Origin of the sequence: Tahibacter sp., from assembly GCF_035481375.1 — a bacterium.
GTDB lineage: Bacteria > Pseudomonadota > Gammaproteobacteria > Xanthomonadales > Rhodanobacteraceae > Tahibacter.
Window position 1 is genome coordinate 1 of record NZ_DATIGT010000211.1, and the last position, 13,849, is coordinate 13,849.

At 69.3% G+C, this 13,849-nt stretch carries 14 protein-coding genes and 1 pseudogene; 6 read left to right on the top strand and 9 right to left on the bottom strand.

Annotation, left to right across the window (positions count from 1 at the left end; all coding sequences use genetic code 11):
• Positions 1 to 107: 107 nt before the first annotated feature.
• The 4 genes from VLF18_RS13835 to VLF18_RS13850 form a co-directional block, all read right to left on the bottom strand.
• Entirely contained in the window at positions 108 to 734 is a 627-nt protein-coding gene (locus VLF18_RS13835; RefSeq protein WP_325280216.1) for a DUF4255 domain-containing protein, read from the bottom strand.
• Positions 731 to 976 carry a hypothetical protein gene (locus VLF18_RS13840; RefSeq protein ID WP_325280217.1) on the bottom strand — a complete coding sequence of 82 codons (246 nt, stop codon included), beginning with the start codon at positions 974 to 976 and terminating at the stop codon, positions 731 to 733. The genes VLF18_RS13835 and VLF18_RS13840 overlap by 4 nt, the downstream gene beginning before the upstream one ends.
• Positions 977 to 1,289: 313 nt before the next feature.
• A complete protein-coding gene (locus VLF18_RS13845; protein ID WP_325280218.1) occupies positions 1,290 to 1,850 on the bottom strand; it encodes a phosphatase PAP2 family protein in 561 nt (186 codons plus the stop codon).
• Positions 1,847 to 2,968, bottom strand: coding sequence for a glycosyltransferase family 1 protein (locus VLF18_RS13850; RefSeq protein WP_325280219.1), 1,122 nt, complete (start codon positions 2,966 to 2,968; stop codon positions 1,847 to 1,849). Before VLF18_RS13850 ends, VLF18_RS13845 begins: the two co-directional genes overlap by 4 nt.
• A 178-nt stretch (positions 2,969 to 3,146) precedes the next feature.
• On the opposite strand from VLF18_RS13850, the gene VLF18_RS13855 reads away from it, so the two are divergent.
• From VLF18_RS13855 to phoU, 4 genes are all read left to right on the top strand, one after another.
• The gene (locus VLF18_RS13855) at positions 3,147 to 4,241 is read left to right on the top strand and encodes an ABC transporter permease subunit (protein WP_325280220.1); all 1,095 of its coding nucleotides are present in this window, start codon (positions 3,147 to 3,149) and stop codon (positions 4,239 to 4,241) included.
• Between the two features lies 1 nt (position 4,242).
• The gene (gene pstA, locus VLF18_RS13860; protein ID WP_325280221.1) at positions 4,243 to 5,553 is read left to right on the top strand and encodes a phosphate ABC transporter permease PstA; all 1,311 of its coding nucleotides are present in this window, start codon (positions 4,243 to 4,245) and stop codon (positions 5,551 to 5,553) included.
• A complete protein-coding gene (locus VLF18_RS13865) occupies positions 5,550 to 6,362 on the top strand; it encodes a phosphate ABC transporter ATP-binding protein (protein WP_325280222.1) in 813 nt (270 codons plus the stop codon). Before pstA ends, VLF18_RS13865 begins: the two co-directional genes overlap by 4 nt.
• Positions 6,363 to 6,511: 149 nt before the next feature.
• Positions 6,512 to 7,237 (top strand): phosphate signaling complex protein PhoU, encoded by a 726-nt coding sequence (gene phoU / locus VLF18_RS13870; RefSeq protein WP_325280223.1) that lies wholly within the window; start codon positions 6,512 to 6,514, stop codon positions 7,235 to 7,237.
• Here the strand turns inward: phoU and ybeY are convergent.
• Genes ybeY through VLF18_RS13885 form a run of 3 tightly spaced genes read right to left on the bottom strand, consistent with a single transcriptional unit; the run spans position 7,228 to position 9,520 of the window.
• Entirely contained in the window at positions 7,228 to 7,689 is a 462-nt protein-coding gene (gene ybeY, locus VLF18_RS13875; protein ID WP_325280224.1) for an rRNA maturation RNase YbeY, read from the bottom strand. The two genes, phoU and ybeY, sit on opposite strands and share 10 nt — an antisense overlap.
• Positions 7,689 to 8,540, bottom strand: a complete 852-nt coding sequence (locus VLF18_RS13880) for a hypothetical protein (protein WP_325280225.1) — start codon at positions 8,538 to 8,540, stop codon at positions 7,689 to 7,691. Before VLF18_RS13880 ends, ybeY begins: the two co-directional genes overlap by 1 nt.
• On the bottom strand, positions 8,537 to 9,520 hold the full coding sequence (locus tag VLF18_RS13885) for a PhoH family protein (RefSeq protein ID WP_325280226.1): 984 nt from the start codon (positions 9,518 to 9,520) through the stop codon (positions 8,537 to 8,539). Before VLF18_RS13885 ends, VLF18_RS13880 begins: the two co-directional genes overlap by 4 nt.
• Before the next feature lie 117 nt (positions 9,521 to 9,637).
• On the opposite strand from VLF18_RS13885, the gene VLF18_RS13890 reads away from it, so the two are divergent.
• The gene (locus VLF18_RS13890; protein WP_325280227.1) at positions 9,638 to 10,903 is read left to right on the top strand and encodes a right-handed parallel beta-helix repeat-containing protein; all 1,266 of its coding nucleotides are present in this window, start codon (positions 9,638 to 9,640) and stop codon (positions 10,901 to 10,903) included.
• Positions 10,904 to 11,039: 136 nt separating this feature from the next.
• Here VLF18_RS13890 and VLF18_RS13895 read toward each other — a convergent pair whose 3' ends face one another.
• Both VLF18_RS13895 and miaB read right to left on the bottom strand, forming a co-directional pair.
• Positions 11,040 to 11,606 (bottom strand): outer membrane protein, encoded by a 567-nt coding sequence (locus VLF18_RS13895; RefSeq protein ID WP_325280228.1) that lies wholly within the window; start codon positions 11,604 to 11,606, stop codon positions 11,040 to 11,042.
• 359 nt (positions 11,607 to 11,965) lie between these two features.
• Positions 11,966 to 13,438, bottom strand: a complete 1,473-nt coding sequence (gene miaB, locus VLF18_RS13900; RefSeq protein ID WP_325280229.1) for a tRNA (N6-isopentenyl adenosine(37)-C2)-methylthiotransferase MiaB — start codon at positions 13,436 to 13,438, stop codon at positions 11,966 to 11,968.
• Positions 13,439 to 13,681: 243 nt separating this feature from the next.
• Here miaB and VLF18_RS13905 point away from each other — a divergent pair.
• Positions 13,682 to 13,849 (top strand): annotated as a pseudogene (locus VLF18_RS13905) (lytic transglycosylase domain-containing protein); the annotation flags it as partial.

Here is a 13,849-nt window from a genome sequence, read left to right on the forward strand (position 1 = left end):
GTCGACGAGCCGCGCGCGCAGCAGCGCGCGCAGGCGCGCCGCGGGCGGCGGCGCCGCATCGGCGGCGAAGCGCCAGCGCACGGAGCCGACCGTTTCGACGCGCGTCGTCACGGCGTCTCCAGGATCTGCGCGACGCCATGCTCGGTCGTCGCGCTGTCGACGACGCCGTAGCGCTGCGACGGCATGGCCGACGCGATCGGCACGACGCTGACTTCGTAGGAGACGCACAACTGGTAGGACAGTTCGAGCGCGTCCCAGACGCGCGTCGTTTCCTCGAGCGTCAGCGGTTCGAGCCGCACGAACAGCTCCAGCGGCTCGCCGGCGAGGTCGTCGCGCAGCTGCCCGCCGGAAAGGCTGCCGATGTCGTTGAGCACCTGCAGCACCTTCCCGAGGATGTGCTGCTCGAGTTCGGCCGCACGCGGCCGCGTGCTGCGGTCGACAATGGGGGCGACGAGATAGTGCAGGCGCAGCGGCAGCGGACGCTGCTCGAACCGGTCGAACGACCGTCGCGGACGCGGCTGGTTCAACGTCAGGTCGTCGCGCTGGAGCCGGTACAGCCAGAGCGACACGCCTTCGAGGCTGTTGTCGGCGAATTCCTGCGGCGTGTCGAGGCCCACGACCATCGTGCCGCCGAGGCCGGGATCGAACAGCGCGCCGAGATCGGCGTCGGCGGCGAGCGCCTGACGCAGGATCTCGCGCAGCGTCACGCTGCAGGCACGGATGCTCGTCTTCATGCACCGCGTCCCGTCGCGCCGTACCAGATCTCGCTCGACGGCAGCACGCGTTCGTGCAGCGCGCCGCGCACGATCAGCCGGCGCAGCGCGCGCTCGACGATGTCGGGATCGATCGCGTCGTCCCGGAGCCAGTAGCGGCGAACACCGTCCGCCGTATCGCCCGCCCGGGGATTCTGCGCGAGATGACTCAACACCCGTTCCATGACCTGGGTCACCTGAGCTTCGCTGTCGTCGTCCGACATGGCGTTCACTCAGCAAGCGGTGTGCCGATTTTTAATTAATTGATTTGTAGCGAATTGTTGCGACGCGATCCGGCCGCCGGGGCCGGCCGGACCCACCATGCCTTCGCAGTCGCGAGGTGCGGTGCGGCTTGCGGGTGAGGCCGGCCGGCCCCGACGGCGGGTACGCGCGGCCGCAGTACGGCGTCGCGGCGTTGCCCGTGCGCGGATACGGCCGATGCGCCCTGCGTATGGCGGCACTCGCCGGCCCTGGCGAGCCGAGGCCTGGCGGAGTCGCGCCGTCAGCGCCGGGCAGTCCCGGCTCGAAGACCGCCGCTCAGGCGGGCAGCAGCGTCACGCCCGGAATCAGCCACAGCGAGACGCCGGCCAGCACGCTGCCGATCATGCCGGCAGCGAGCACGTCGCTCGGAAAATGCAGTCCGAGCACGACGCGCGAGGCGGCGACGAGGGCCGTGAACGGGATCAGCACGACGGCGAGCAGCGGGAAGTAGGCGATCGCGACGAGGCTGAAGCTGACCGCATGCAGCGTGTGGCCGGATGGAAAACTGTATTCGTCCAAGGGTGGAATATGCGCGACGATGCCTTCGTGGGCGCGGAACGGGCGCGGCCGGCGCGTGTGTTTCTTGAGGCTGCGATAGAGCGTCAGCGCGATCAGTCCGACGACGGCCATATGCAGCGCGGCCTGGGCGCCGCGGACGCCGCCGAGCAGGGCGAGCGCGCCCATCAGCGAATACCAGAACACGCCGTCGCCGGCGCGGCTGACCAGGCCGAAGAAGCGCGCGATCGTGCGGCGCGTGCCCCAGCGGTTCGCGGCGAGGCACAGCCGCCACTCGCCGCTGCGGACTTCGAGGCGGTTCCAGCGTTCGATCGCGTTCATGCGGCGCTCCGGAGCGAGGCGAGGAGTTCGGCGAAATGGTCGGTGACGGATTGCGGGCTCAGCGTCATCACGGCGTTGCGCGCGGCCTGCGCGTAGGCCTGCCGGCGGGCGGCGTCGACGGCGAGTTCGACGCTCGCATCGACGAACGCGTCGGCGTCGCCGCAGGCGATGCGGCGGCCGTTGACGCCATCGACGATGTGCTCGCGCGCGGCGCCGTAGTCGAACGCGACCGTCGCCACGCCGCTGGCCATGGCTTCCAGCGTGACGTTGCCGAAGGTCTCGCTCAGCGAGGCGAACAGGAACAGGTCGCAGCTCGCGAAGTGCGCCGCGAGTTCTTCGCCGCGCAGCGTTCCGCAGAAGATGAAATCGGGATTCGCGCGCGCGAGTTCGGCGCGCGCCGGGCCGTCGCCGATCCAGATATAGCGCGCGTCGGGACGCTTTTGCTGCAGCGCGCGGAACGCGCGCACGTTGAGTTCGAGGTTTTTTTCGGGAGCGATGCGGCCGACGTAGACGACGGCGAGTTCGTCGTCGGTCAGGCCCCAGGCCAGGCGCAGCGCTTCGCGGCGGCGCGCGGGATCGAACAGGTGCGTGTCCACGGCACGGCGCAGCAGGCGCACGGCGCCGAAACCGCGTTCGTGCAGGAAGTCGGCGAGTTCCTGCGTCGGCACGAGCGTCGCGGCCGAGTGCGCATGGAAGTGCCGCAGCCAGGCGAACACGAGCGGGGTCAGCCAGCCCACGCCGTAGAAGCGTGCGAAATCGTCGAAGCGCGTGTGGAAGCCGGTGCTCGCGGCGATGCCGAGGCGGCGCGCCGCGCGCAGCGCGGAGTGGCCGAGCGGGCCTTCGGTCGCGACGTAGATCGCATCGGGACGCTGTGCGCGCCAGAGGCGTTCGAGCCGGCGGCGCGCGGGCCAGCCGAAGCGCAGACCGGGATAGCGGGGAATCGCCGCGCCGCTGACTTCGACGTCGTCCTCGGCGGCGGCGGCGGCGCCGGGCTGGCGCGGGCGGATCAACTGCACGGCATGGCCGCGACCGCGCAGTCCCTGGGCGAGCGACTGTACCGTCAGCGCGACGCCGTTGATTTCGGGCGGATAGGTTTCGGTCACGATCGCGATGCGCATGCCGCGTGGCTCCGGGCAGTCCGCGGACCCGTCGCAGCGTCGGGCACGGCGCGGCCGCCCTCTGATTTGGCGTAGCGTGCGAAGCGCCGATGGCGTACCGATTGCCGCGGCATGACGCGGCGGTGACATGCTCGCGCCTGTAACATGACTGTCACAATCAGCACCTAGCGTCCGCCAGATGCCTGTTCCGGCTTCACCGTCGCCCGCCACGTCACTGGCTGCGCGCTTCGCGCAGCGTGCGTCCGCGCGCGCGCGCCGCGAACGCTGGCTCCAGGCCGGACTCGGCTGCGCCGCAGCGCTGCTGGCGGCGCTCGCGCTCGCGATGCCGGTGTTCCTGCTGGCCTCGGCGCGTCTGACGGTCGGATGGCAGAGCGCCGTCTTGCCGCTGGTCGCCGGAAGTTTCAAGGCGGCGACATACGCGCTCTCCGTCGCGGTGCCGCTGGGGCTCGGTGCGGCGATCTGGTGCGCGCGGTTCGCGCCGCCGGGCTGGCGCGCGCTGCTCAAGCCGCTGTTCGAGCTGTTCGAGGCCGTGCCGGCGGTCGTGCTCGGTCTGATCGCGGCGCTGCTGCTCGCGCCGTGGCTCGTGCGCCATGTGCTCGCGCTGGCCCTCTTCATCGCCGCCCTGGCGCCCGCACTCGCCGTCTCCGGTGTGCTGTGGCAGCGCATCGCGCCGCTGCGCTGGCAGCGCGCGACGGCCGGGCAGGAAGTCTGGCTGTCGCTGCCGCTCGTGGCCGCGCTCGGCGCGGGCGCGCTCGCGGCCGGCGACGCGTTCGCGGACACCGCGCTCGCGGCGCTGCTGCAGCCGGTGACGCCGTGGAACGGCCTCGTCATCGGTCTGATGCTCGGACTCGCGGTGATGCCGACCGTGTTCACGCTGGCCGAGGACGCGCTGTTCGCGGTACCGGCGGAACTCGCGCTCGGCGCGCAGGCGCTCGGTGCGACGCGCTGGCAGGCACTGTGGCGTCTGCTGCTGCCGGTCGCGGCACCGGGGATTGCGGCAGCGCTGCTGCTCGGTTTCAGTCGCGCGCTCGGCGAAACCATGATCGTGCTGATGGCCGGCGGCAACACGCCGCTGCTCGATGTCTCGCCGCTGAGCGGCATGCGCTCGATTGCCGCGAATCTTGCGCTGGAGGCGCCCGAAGCCGCGCCCGGCAGCGGACGCTATGGCCTGCTGCTGCTGTCGGCGCTGCTGCTGTTCGGTCTGTGCCTGCTGCTCAACGCCGCGGCCGAACACGTGCGCGGCCGGCTGCGCCGCCGATTCGCCGGGCTGTAGCGTGAGCACGCCGCCGACCCTGCGCGGCGCCGCGCGGCGCAGCGATCCCGGACTCCTGCTCGCGGCCGGCACGGTCGGCGTCAGCCTGCTGGCCCTCATGGCCATCGTGTTCGTGCTCGCGCAGCAGACGGTCCGCGCATTCGCGCCGGTGCCGGTCGCCGAACTGCGCTGGCGCGGCGACGGCGCCGAGCGGACGCTGCTGGCTGCGGTGGTCCGCGAGGATGCGCGCGGACTGATCGTTCGCGGCAGCGAGTGGCAGCGTCGCGGCGCCGACTACCGGCGTATCGCGCGCGCCGATCTCGTCTCGCTCGACTGGCCGGGCGACGCGACTACGCTGCGCCTGCGCGACGGCCGCGAAATCCACCTGCGCACGACGGCGACGTCGGCATCGGATCTGCACGCCGCGCTATTGGCGCAGGCGCCGGCGGGCTTTGCGGCCGGCGCGGACGACGTGATCGAGGTCGTTGCGCCGAATCGCGCGTCGGTGCTGCAGTCGGCCGGCATTGCGCTCGCGCGCAGCTGGCATTTCGTCGCCGGCACGTCGCAGACCGGCGGCGGCGTGTTTCCGGCGCTCGTCGGAACGGTCGTGCTCGTGCTGCTGATGAGCGTGCTCGTGATGCCGCTCGGCGTGCTGCTCGCGCTCTGGCTGCACGAGTACGCCGGCACGAGCCGCAGCGCGCGCGTGCTGCGTGCGGCGATGGCGAATCTCGCCGGTGTGCCGGCAGTGATCTACGGGCTGTTCGGGCTCGTGCTGTTCGTCAACGGCATCGGCGGCGGCCTCGATGCGCTGCTCGCGCACGGCACGCCGCGCTGGGGCGGGGGCGGCGTGCTCTGGGCGGCGCTGACGCTCGCGCTGCTGACGTTGCCCGTCGTCGTCATCGCAACCGAAGAAGGACTCGGCCGCGTGCCCGACGCGCTGCGTCAGGGCGCGCTCGCGCTCGGCGCGACGCGCGCCGAGACGATCTGGCGCGTCGTGCTGCCGGTCGCGCGACCGGCGCTGCTGACCGCGCTGATTCTCGCCGTCGCGCGTGCCGCCGGCGAAGTCGCGCCGCTGATGCTCGTCGGCGCCGTGAAATACGCGCCGGCGCTGCCGCTCGACGGCGAGTTTCCGTTCCTGCACTTGTCGCGGCCCTTCATGCATCTCGGCCAGAGCGTCTACGACCTGGCCCTGGCCGGCGGCGACGCGCCGCGCGACATGGCCCAGGCGCACGCCGCCGCGTTGCTGCTGCTCGTCGTCGTCGTCGGGCTCAACGCCGCGGCAATCGTCGTGCGCAACCGCCTGCGCGAACGCGCGCGGGAACTCGCCGTATGAGCGCCGTCGGCGCGATGCCGGCGCAGCTGCTGACCGGGCTGGATCTCGCGCTCGAAGCGCGCGGTCTGTGTCTCGACTACGCCGGGCGCCGCGCGCTAGACGCGGTCGACCTGCAGGTGCCGGCGCGGCGCGTGACCGCGCTCGTCGGGCCGTCGGGCTGCGGCAAGTCGAGCCTGCTGCGCTGCTTCAACCGGCTCAACGACGAAATTCCGGGCTGCCGCGTCAGCGGCGGGGTCCGCGTGCTCGGCACCGATGCCTATGCGGACGCGATCGCGCTGCCGGACCTGCGCCGCCGCGTCGGCATGGTGTTCCAGAAGCCCAATCCGTTTCCGCAGTCGGTTGCCGAGAACGTCGCCTTCGGCCTGCGCCTCGCCGGCCTGCGTTCGCGGCTCGAACTCGAGGACCGCGTCGAAGCCGCGCTGCGCGCCGCCGGTCTCTGGCACGAAGTGCGCGACCGGCTCGGCGAGAGCGCGCTGCGCCTGTCGGCCGGCCAGCAGCAGCGCCTCGTGATCGCGCGCGCCCTCGCGGTGGAGCCGGAGATCCTCCTCATGGATGAGCCGGCGTCGATGCTCGATCCGATCTCCACACTGCGCTTCGAGGAACTCGTCGTCGCGCTGCGCGAGCGCTACAGCGTGCTGCTCGTGACCCACAACATGCAGCAGGCCGCGCGCGTCGCCGACTACACGGCCTTCCTGCAGGCCGGCCGGCTGCTGGAATTCGACGCGACCGAGCGCATTTTCACGAATCCGCGCCTGCGCGAGACCGAGGACTACATCACCGGCCGCATGCGTGAGACGCAAGGACGCTGACGCCGATTCCACGGGCGCTGATTCCGGCCGATCTTGCGGCAGTGCGTCTTTTGCATCGTGTCAACACGGCGTAACCTGCGCCTGTCCAGATACGCGCCTTGTAAAAGACGCACCTGTCAAATACGCACACTATCGCTACGACTATACAAATGGACCGTCTCCACCTAGGCCAGCACATTTCCCAGCAGTTCAACAGCGAACTGGCGGCGCTCACGAAGCAGGTGCTGGCCATGGGCGGGCTCGTCGAAGCGCAGCTCGCGACCGCGCTCGAGGCATTGGCCGACCGCGACCTGCGCCAGGTCGCCCATGTCGTCGCGCGCGAGGACGAGGTCAACGCGGCCGAACTCGAAATCGACGCGCGCTGCACGCAGATCCTCGCGCGGCGCCAGCCGGCCGCGTCGGATCTGCGCCTCGTGCTCGCGGTCGTGCGCATGGTCGCGAACCTCGAGCGCATCGGCGACGAGGCCGAGCGCATCGCGCGCATCGCCGAGAAGCTCGGCAGCGTCGAGCTGGCCGAGCACTACGGTTTCAAGCTCGGGCAGATGGGCAGCCTGGTCCGCGACCAGCTGCGCGGCACGCTCGACACGTTCGCGCGCATGGACGAGACGCGCGCCCTCGAACGGCTGCGCCGCGACCGCGAAGTCGACGTGCTCTACAAGGAACTCACGCGGCTGCTGGTCGACCTCATGCAGCGCGAATCCGAGCGCGTGCCCGCGGCGCTCGAGATGCTCTGGTGCGCCCGCGCGCTCGAACGTATCGGCGACCGCTGCAAGAACATCTGCGAGCAGGTCATCTATCTCGTGCGCGGCAAGGACGTGCGGCATACCGGCCTCGCGCGCAGCGCCGCGCCGCTGCCGGACATCGGTCAGGCGTAGGGATCGGCGATGCCGAGCGCGGCGAGCGCGCGGCGTTCCAGCGCTTCCATGCGTCCGGCTTCCGCATCGAAGAGGTGGTCGTAGCCAAGCAGGTGCAGCACGCCGTGCACGGTCATGTGCGCGTAATGGTCGCGCAGCGGCTTGCGCTGTTCCTCGGCTTCGCGCGCGATGACGGGAGCACAGAGGATCAGATCGCCGAGCAGCGGCATGCGCACGCCGGGCGGCAGCTCGACCGGAAACGACAGCACGTTGGTCGCGTAGTCGCGACCGCGGTAGTCGCGGTTGAAGTCGCGTCCTTCGCCGATGTCGACGAGGCGGATCGACAGCTCGCCCGCCCGGCGGCGGCGCGCGACGCGCAGGCCTGCCTCGACCCAGCGCCGGAAGCTGTCGGCGCGCGGTATGCCCGCGGCGGCGAGCCCCGCGCCGCGACTCACGTGTACGACCGCGTCCATCAGCGCTCGAAGTCGTCGGCGAACACGACCGGCGCGCAGGCGGGCACGAGCGTCACGCGATTCGCGCCGGATTCGGGAATGCCGATCGCGCCGCTGCGCGGGTCGAAATCGATATCCGCAGGACTCGACAGCTGCGGCGCCTCGATCGTCGCCGGCGAGGTCGTCGTGAACGGCGGCTCGAAGCGCGCAAGGCAGCCGCCGCCGCCGGGACAGCTCCAGGCGGCAATGTGGATGAAGCCGTTGCAGTCGAGCGCGATGCCGTCGATGTTGCTGTAGCCCGTTGCGGCGATCAGCTCGACCGGCGGCGTGTTCGCGGCGATGTCGTAGCTCAGCACACGGCCGCTGCTCCAGGTCGCGATCAGCAGGCGATGATTCGCCTTGTCGTAGACGACGCCGTTGGGCGTCGGCGACAGCGTGTGCAGCGGCGTCTGCACGGGGTTCGCGAGACTCGCGACGTCGACCTTGAGCAGCTTCTTCGCGCTGAAGTCGGTGATGTACAGCGTGTGGTCGCCGTCGGACGTGATGCCGTTGAGGAAGCCCGCGCCGGTGATCGCGAGATTCAGCACGGGCGCCGCGGTGTCGACGTCGTAGCCGCGCAGGAATCCCGAGTCGAGCACATAGACCGTGCCGCGCAGGAACTCGATGCCGTAGGGCGCGGCCGGCGCGCTCGTGAACACGCTCAGCATGCCGTCGGCGGTGCGCCAGAGCACGTCGCCGCCGTTCTTGTTGCTGACGAGATGGCGGCCCGAGCGGGCATGGAACTCGACGCTTTCGGGCCCGCTGAGCACCTGCGCCTGCGCCGGTACGGCAAGCGCGGCGAGCAGCGGGAACAGGCAGTGCCGACGCATCATGTGGAACCCCGTTCGTTTTTTTCGGCGTCGTGCTTTTCGTAGGCGCGCACGATCTTCTGCACCAGCGGATGGCGCACGACGTCGTGCGCAGTGAAGAACGTGAAGCTGATGCCGGACACGTCGCGCAGCACCTCGATCGCGTCGCGCAGGCCCGAGCGAACCTGACGCGGCAGGTCGATCTGGGTCACGTCGCCGGTGACGACGGCGACCGAGCCGAAGCCGATGCGCGTCAGGAACATCTTCATCTGCTCGACCGTCGTGTTCTGCGCTTCGTCGAGGATCACGAACGAGTCGTTGAGGGTGCGGCCGCGCATATAGGCCAGCGGCGCGATCTCGATGACGTTGCGCTCGACGAGCTTGGCGACTTTCTCGAAGCCGAGCATTTCGTAGAGCGCGTCGTAGAGCGGGCGCAGATAGGGATCGACCTTCTGCGTGAGATCGCCCGGCAGGAAGCCGAGCTTCTCGCCGGCCTCGACCGCGGGCCGCACGAGAATGATGCGCTGCACGCGATTGGCTTCGAGCGCATCGACCGCGCTCGCGACGGCGAGATAGGTCTTGCCGGTGCCGGCCGGGCCGACGCCGAAATTGATGTCGTGCGTCGCGATCGCGTGCAGGTAGCGTGCCTGGTTCGGGCCGCGTCCTTTGATCGAGCCGCGCTTGACGCGGATGACGACGTCCTGGGCGCCGGCGGCGGCCGCGACGTCGAGCGCGGCGACGTTGGATTCCTGCAGGTGCAGGTTGATCCGGTGCGCGTCGAGCACTTCGGCCTCGGTGGCTGCGTAGATCTCGCGCAGCACTTTCTCGGCCGCCGCGACGTGGCCGGCGTCGCCGTCGATGCGGAAGACGTTGCCGCGGTTGGCGATGCTGACACCGAGGCGCAGTTCGATCTGGCGCAGGTGTTCGTCGAACGGCCCGGCCAGGTTGGCCAGCCGCTCGGTGTCGTCGGGTTCGAGCGTGAAGTCGCGGCGGGTGGTGGACATAGGGGCGGCAGAGTAGCTCAGCGGCCGGAAATCGGGAATCGGGAATGGGGAATCGGTCGAAGCGGCGGGCGACGAGGGTGAGGTAACGTCGGGGCCGGTCCGACCGGAAGGGAAATCATGCGAACTCTGCAAATGATCGTCGCCGCTCTGGCGATCGGTGCCGGCGATGCGGCGGCGGCGCGGCTCGTGCCGGTGGCCGACGCCGCGGCGCTGCGGAATGCCGTACAGAACGCGCTGCCCGGCGACGACATCGTGCTGGCCTCCGGAACCTATGTCGTCGACTCGAACCTGAATTGCCTCGTCAACGGCACCGCGGCCGCGCCGATCCGCGTGCGCGCCGCCACGCCGCGCGGCGCGCTGCTGCGTTTCGGCACCGGCCTCGTCGAGGGCTTCAAGGTCAGCGGCGCGCACTGGCAGTTCGAAGGACTCGATATCGAAGGTGCCTGCGCCAACGATTCGAACTGCGAGCACGCCTTCCACGTATTCGGCAACGCGGAGTTTCTGCTGCTGCGCGACAACGTGCTGCGCGACTTCAATGCGCAGATCAAGAGCAACGGCATCGCGATCGATGGCGTCTATGTCTATCCCGACGACGCCATCGTCGAATACAACCGTTTCTACGACACGCGCGGGCGCAACACCGGCAATCCGGTGACGAAGATCGACGTCGTCGGCGGACGGCGCTGGATCGTGCGCGGCAACACGATTCACGACTATCAGAAGCTCGGCGGCGACGGCGTCAGCTACGCCGCGTTTCTCAAGGGCAATTCGCGCGACGGCGTGTTCGAACGCAACCTCGTGCGCTGCAGCCAGCAGTTCTCGGGCGGCACACGGCTCGGACTGTCGCTCGGCGGCGGCGGCACGAGCCCGAATGCGATCTGCGAGGACGGCACCTGCATTCCCGAGCACCAGAACGGCGTCCTGCGCAACAACCTCGTGCTGGCCTGCAACGACGTAGGCATCTATCTGAACCGCGCGACGAACACGCGTATCCAGCACAACACGCTGTACGCGACCAGCGGCATCGACGTGCGCTATGCCGAGTCGACCGCGGAGATCCGCAACAACCTGTCGAGCGCGGGCATCAATCTGCGCAACGGCGGCACGAGCACGAACGCGGGCAATCTGCTCAACGTCAGTACGGCGAATTTCGCGGCCTGGTTCCAGAATCCGCCCGCCGCGGACTTTCGTCTGCTCAACGGCGCGAGCATCGTGAATCTCGGCGTCGCGGCGCCGCAGACCGTCGACGACTTTTGCGCGAACCGGCGCGGCGACGGTTCGCCCGATATCGGCGCGCTGGAGTACGACGCGCAGCACCGCTGCGCGACCGATGCCGGCGGCGGCGTTCCGCTGAGGCTGTTCGCCGACGGGTTCGAGGGATGAGCATGCGGGAACGTCGAAAACGTCGACGTTCCCGCGGAGCAGTCGCGCGACGCTAAAAATCGCCGGGACGGCGCCTTTCGAGATTCCCCCCGTGGAAACCCTCCCCGAAGCGGGGAGGGCAGGAGGGGATGCGCGATCAGAAGCGGAATTCGGTGTTGACGCTGACGGCCTTCGCGTCGAAGTCCATGCCGCTCTTGCCGGCGCGATAGTGGTCGTAGTTGAGGCCGACGCCGAAGCGCTCGCTGAAGTCGTAGCCGACACCGACGCCGGCATACCAGTCGCTGCCGCTGAACTCGGCGTTCTGCGCGACGCCGGTGAGATCGACGTCGGCCTTCCAGTGGAACAGGCCGGCGCGCGCGGACAGATACCAGTTCGGGGTCAGGTTGAAGTGGCCGTTCGCGCCGAGCGTCCAGCCGCCGACATCGATGCCCGAATGCAGCCCCGACGTGCCGCCGCCGGGCGTGCCGATGTAGGCGTAGCCGTGGTCGAGCGAGCCGAGGTCGATGTAGCCGCCTTCGAGTCCGAATGCGCCCCAGCGATAGCCGCCGTTGACGCCGAGCGCGACGTCCTTGCCGGAGCCGTCGAAGTCCGAGCGGCCATAGCGGCCGTCGATGAAAAAGCCGTCGGCCTGTGCGGGCGTTGCGAAACAGGCGCCCACGGCAACGGCCGCGGCGAGCACCGCCGTCACGATCTTCGTATTCATCGCGTTTTCCTATCGTTGTGGATTTTGGAATGGCCGGCCGGGGCGCGCTCCCGACGAGGCCGCGCGACTATCGAAGAATCGAGCTGAACCGTGCGGCGCATGAATACTGAACCGTTTGGTCGCGATTCACGCGATCGCGCGCGCGGCTACTGGAAGCCGTTCGCGAAGACCGCATCAACGACGGCGGCACGCTGCCGCAATGGCGCACTGCGCTGAGCGCGGACAGCCATGGCTTCGAGACCGTGCTCGCGCTTACCCCGACGGCCATCTTCCGGCCGGCGATGTGCGCCCACTCGCCGCGCTGGCTGCGCAGCGCCGCCCTCAAGCGACGAGAGCGATTCCGCAGGCGGGCGGGCAGCTCAGTTGCCGACTACGACGCGGCCGCGCAGCGAATTGGACATCGTCTCGGCGATCACGACATCGACGAACTGGCCGATCATGCGCGCGTCGCCGGGGAAATTGACGTAGCGCATGTTCTCGGTGCGGCCAGTCATCTCGTTCGCGCTCTTGCGGCTGGGACCTTCGACGAGCACGGTCTGGCGCGTGCCGACCATGGTCTGGCTGATGCGGTTCGCATTTGCCGTGACCGCGGCCTGCAGCCGCTGGAGGCGAGCGTGTTTGATGTCGGCGCCGGTGTCGTCGTCGAGATTCGCCGCGGGCGTGCCGGGGCGCTTGGAGTAGATGAAGCTGAAGCTCTGGTCGAAGCCGACGTCTTCGATCAGCTTCATGGTCTTCTCGAAATCCGCATCGGTCTCGCCGGGAAAGCCGACGATGAAGTCCGAGGAAATCGAGATGTCGGGACGCACGGCGCGGAGCTTGCGGATTTTCTGCTTGAACTCGAGCGCCGTGTAGCCGCGCTTCATCGCGGCGAGCACGCGGTCGGAGCCGGCCTGCACCGGCAGGTGCAGATAGTTCGCGAGCTTGGGCACGCTCGCATAGGCCTCGACGAGCGAGTCGGAGAATTCCAGCGGATGCGACGTCGTGAAGCGAATGCGGCCGATGCCGTCGAGCTGCGCGATCGCATGGATGAGCAGGGCGAGGTCGGCGACGCCGCCGTCGTGCATGGGGCCGCGATACGCGTTGACGTTCTGGCCGAGCAGATTGACTTCGCGCACGCCCTGGTCGGCGAGGGAGGCGACTTCGGCGATGACGTCGTCGAACGGACGGCTGACTTCGTCGCCGCGCGTATACGGGACGACGCAGAACGTGCAGTACTTCGAGCAGCCTTCCATGATCGACACGAAGGCGCTGGGGCCTTCGGCGCGCGGTTCCGGCAATTTGTCGAATTTTTCGATTTCGGGAAACGTGATGTCGACCTGTGGCTTGCCGGTGCGACGCTTGGCCTCGATGAGTTCGGGCAGCCGGTGCAGCGTCTGCGGGCCGAACACGACATCGACGAACGGCGCGCGCTTGACGATGGCTTCGCCCTCCTGCGAGGCCACGCAGCCGCCCACGCCGATCAGGACCGGCTTGCCGTCCTTCTTCAGCGACTTCCAGCGGCCGAGCTGGCTGAACACCTTTTCCTGCGCCTTCTCGCGAATGGAGCAGGTGTTGACCAGCACGACATCGGCCTCTTCGGGGTTGTCGGTCAGCTCCAGCCCTTCGGCGGCGGCCAGTACATCGGCCATCTTGGCCGAGTCGTACTCGTTCATCTGGCAACCGTGGGTCTTGATGTAGAGCTTGCCCCGTGCAGGCAAGCCTGCACTCGGCTTTCCGCGCGCGGGTGCGCCATCAGGCAGGGCCGGACGGACTGCGGGCAGCGGGAGCAATTCGGGGGCGGTCACGGCAGAACCGGCCGTGATCGGCAATTCGGGGGCGGGCGTCCCGGGCATGGTGGTTATTCCAGGCGGGTGGCAGGCAGGGCGCGTAGTTTACGCCGGATGCACCGGCAGAACGATGGAGAGAGGGCCGGTTCCGCCCCCGTTTGCCGTAAAGCCGGGTATGGGCGTCACGGGCGCAGCAGTCGCTGGTGATCGCCACCAATGTCCGGATCCCGGACTGGCCGCACAGATTCGGAGAATCCTTTCTTGGACAAGGACTTGGCAAGCCCGCATGAATTGGGGACACTGCGCCGCATGAGGGGGATGCTGCTATTGGGGATGCTGGCCGCCAGCGCCGCGCTGCCTGCCAGTGCCGGCACGCTGTACAAGTGCACGGGCGGCGATGGCGTTCCCAACTACGTCAGCAAGCGGGTCAGCGGCGCCAGTTGCGAGGTCGTCAGCCACTACACCCCGGCTCGCCGA

Coding starts and splice junctions, on each gene's coding strand:
- VLF18_RS13835 (WP_325280216.1), bottom strand. CDS start 734: ATGAAGACGAGCATCCGTGCCTGCAGCGTGACGCTGCGCGAGATCCTG.
- VLF18_RS13840 (WP_325280217.1), bottom strand. CDS start 976: ATGTCGGACGACGACAGCGAAGCTCAGGTGACCCAGGTCATGGAACGG.
- VLF18_RS13845 (WP_325280218.1), bottom strand. CDS start 1,850: ATGAACGCGATCGAACGCTGGAACCGCCTCGAAGTCCGCAGCGGCGAG.
- VLF18_RS13850 (WP_325280219.1), bottom strand. CDS start 2,968: ATGCGCATCGCGATCGTGACCGAAACCTATCCGCCCGAAATCAACGGC.
- VLF18_RS13855 (WP_325280220.1), top strand. CDS start 3,147: ATGCCTGTTCCGGCTTCACCGTCGCCCGCCACGTCACTGGCTGCGCGC.
- VLF18_RS13865 (WP_325280222.1), top strand. CDS start 5,550: ATGAGCGCCGTCGGCGCGATGCCGGCGCAGCTGCTGACCGGGCTGGAT.
- phoU (WP_325280223.1), top strand. CDS start 6,512: ATGGACCGTCTCCACCTAGGCCAGCACATTTCCCAGCAGTTCAACAGC.
- ybeY (WP_325280224.1), bottom strand. CDS start 7,689: ATGGACGCGGTCGTACACGTGAGTCGCGGCGCGGGGCTCGCCGCCGCG.
- VLF18_RS13880 (WP_325280225.1), bottom strand. CDS start 8,540: ATGATGCGTCGGCACTGCCTGTTCCCGCTGCTCGCCGCGCTTGCCGTA.
- VLF18_RS13885 (WP_325280226.1), bottom strand. CDS start 9,520: ATGTCCACCACCCGCCGCGACTTCACGCTCGAACCCGACGACACCGAG.
- VLF18_RS13890 (WP_325280227.1), top strand. CDS start 9,638: ATGCGAACTCTGCAAATGATCGTCGCCGCTCTGGCGATCGGTGCCGGC.
- VLF18_RS13895 (WP_325280228.1), bottom strand. CDS start 11,606: ATGAATACGAAGATCGTGACGGCGGTGCTCGCCGCGGCCGTTGCCGTG.
- miaB (WP_325280229.1), bottom strand. CDS start 13,438: ATGCCCGGGACGCCCGCCCCCGAATTGCCGATCACGGCCGGTTCTGCC.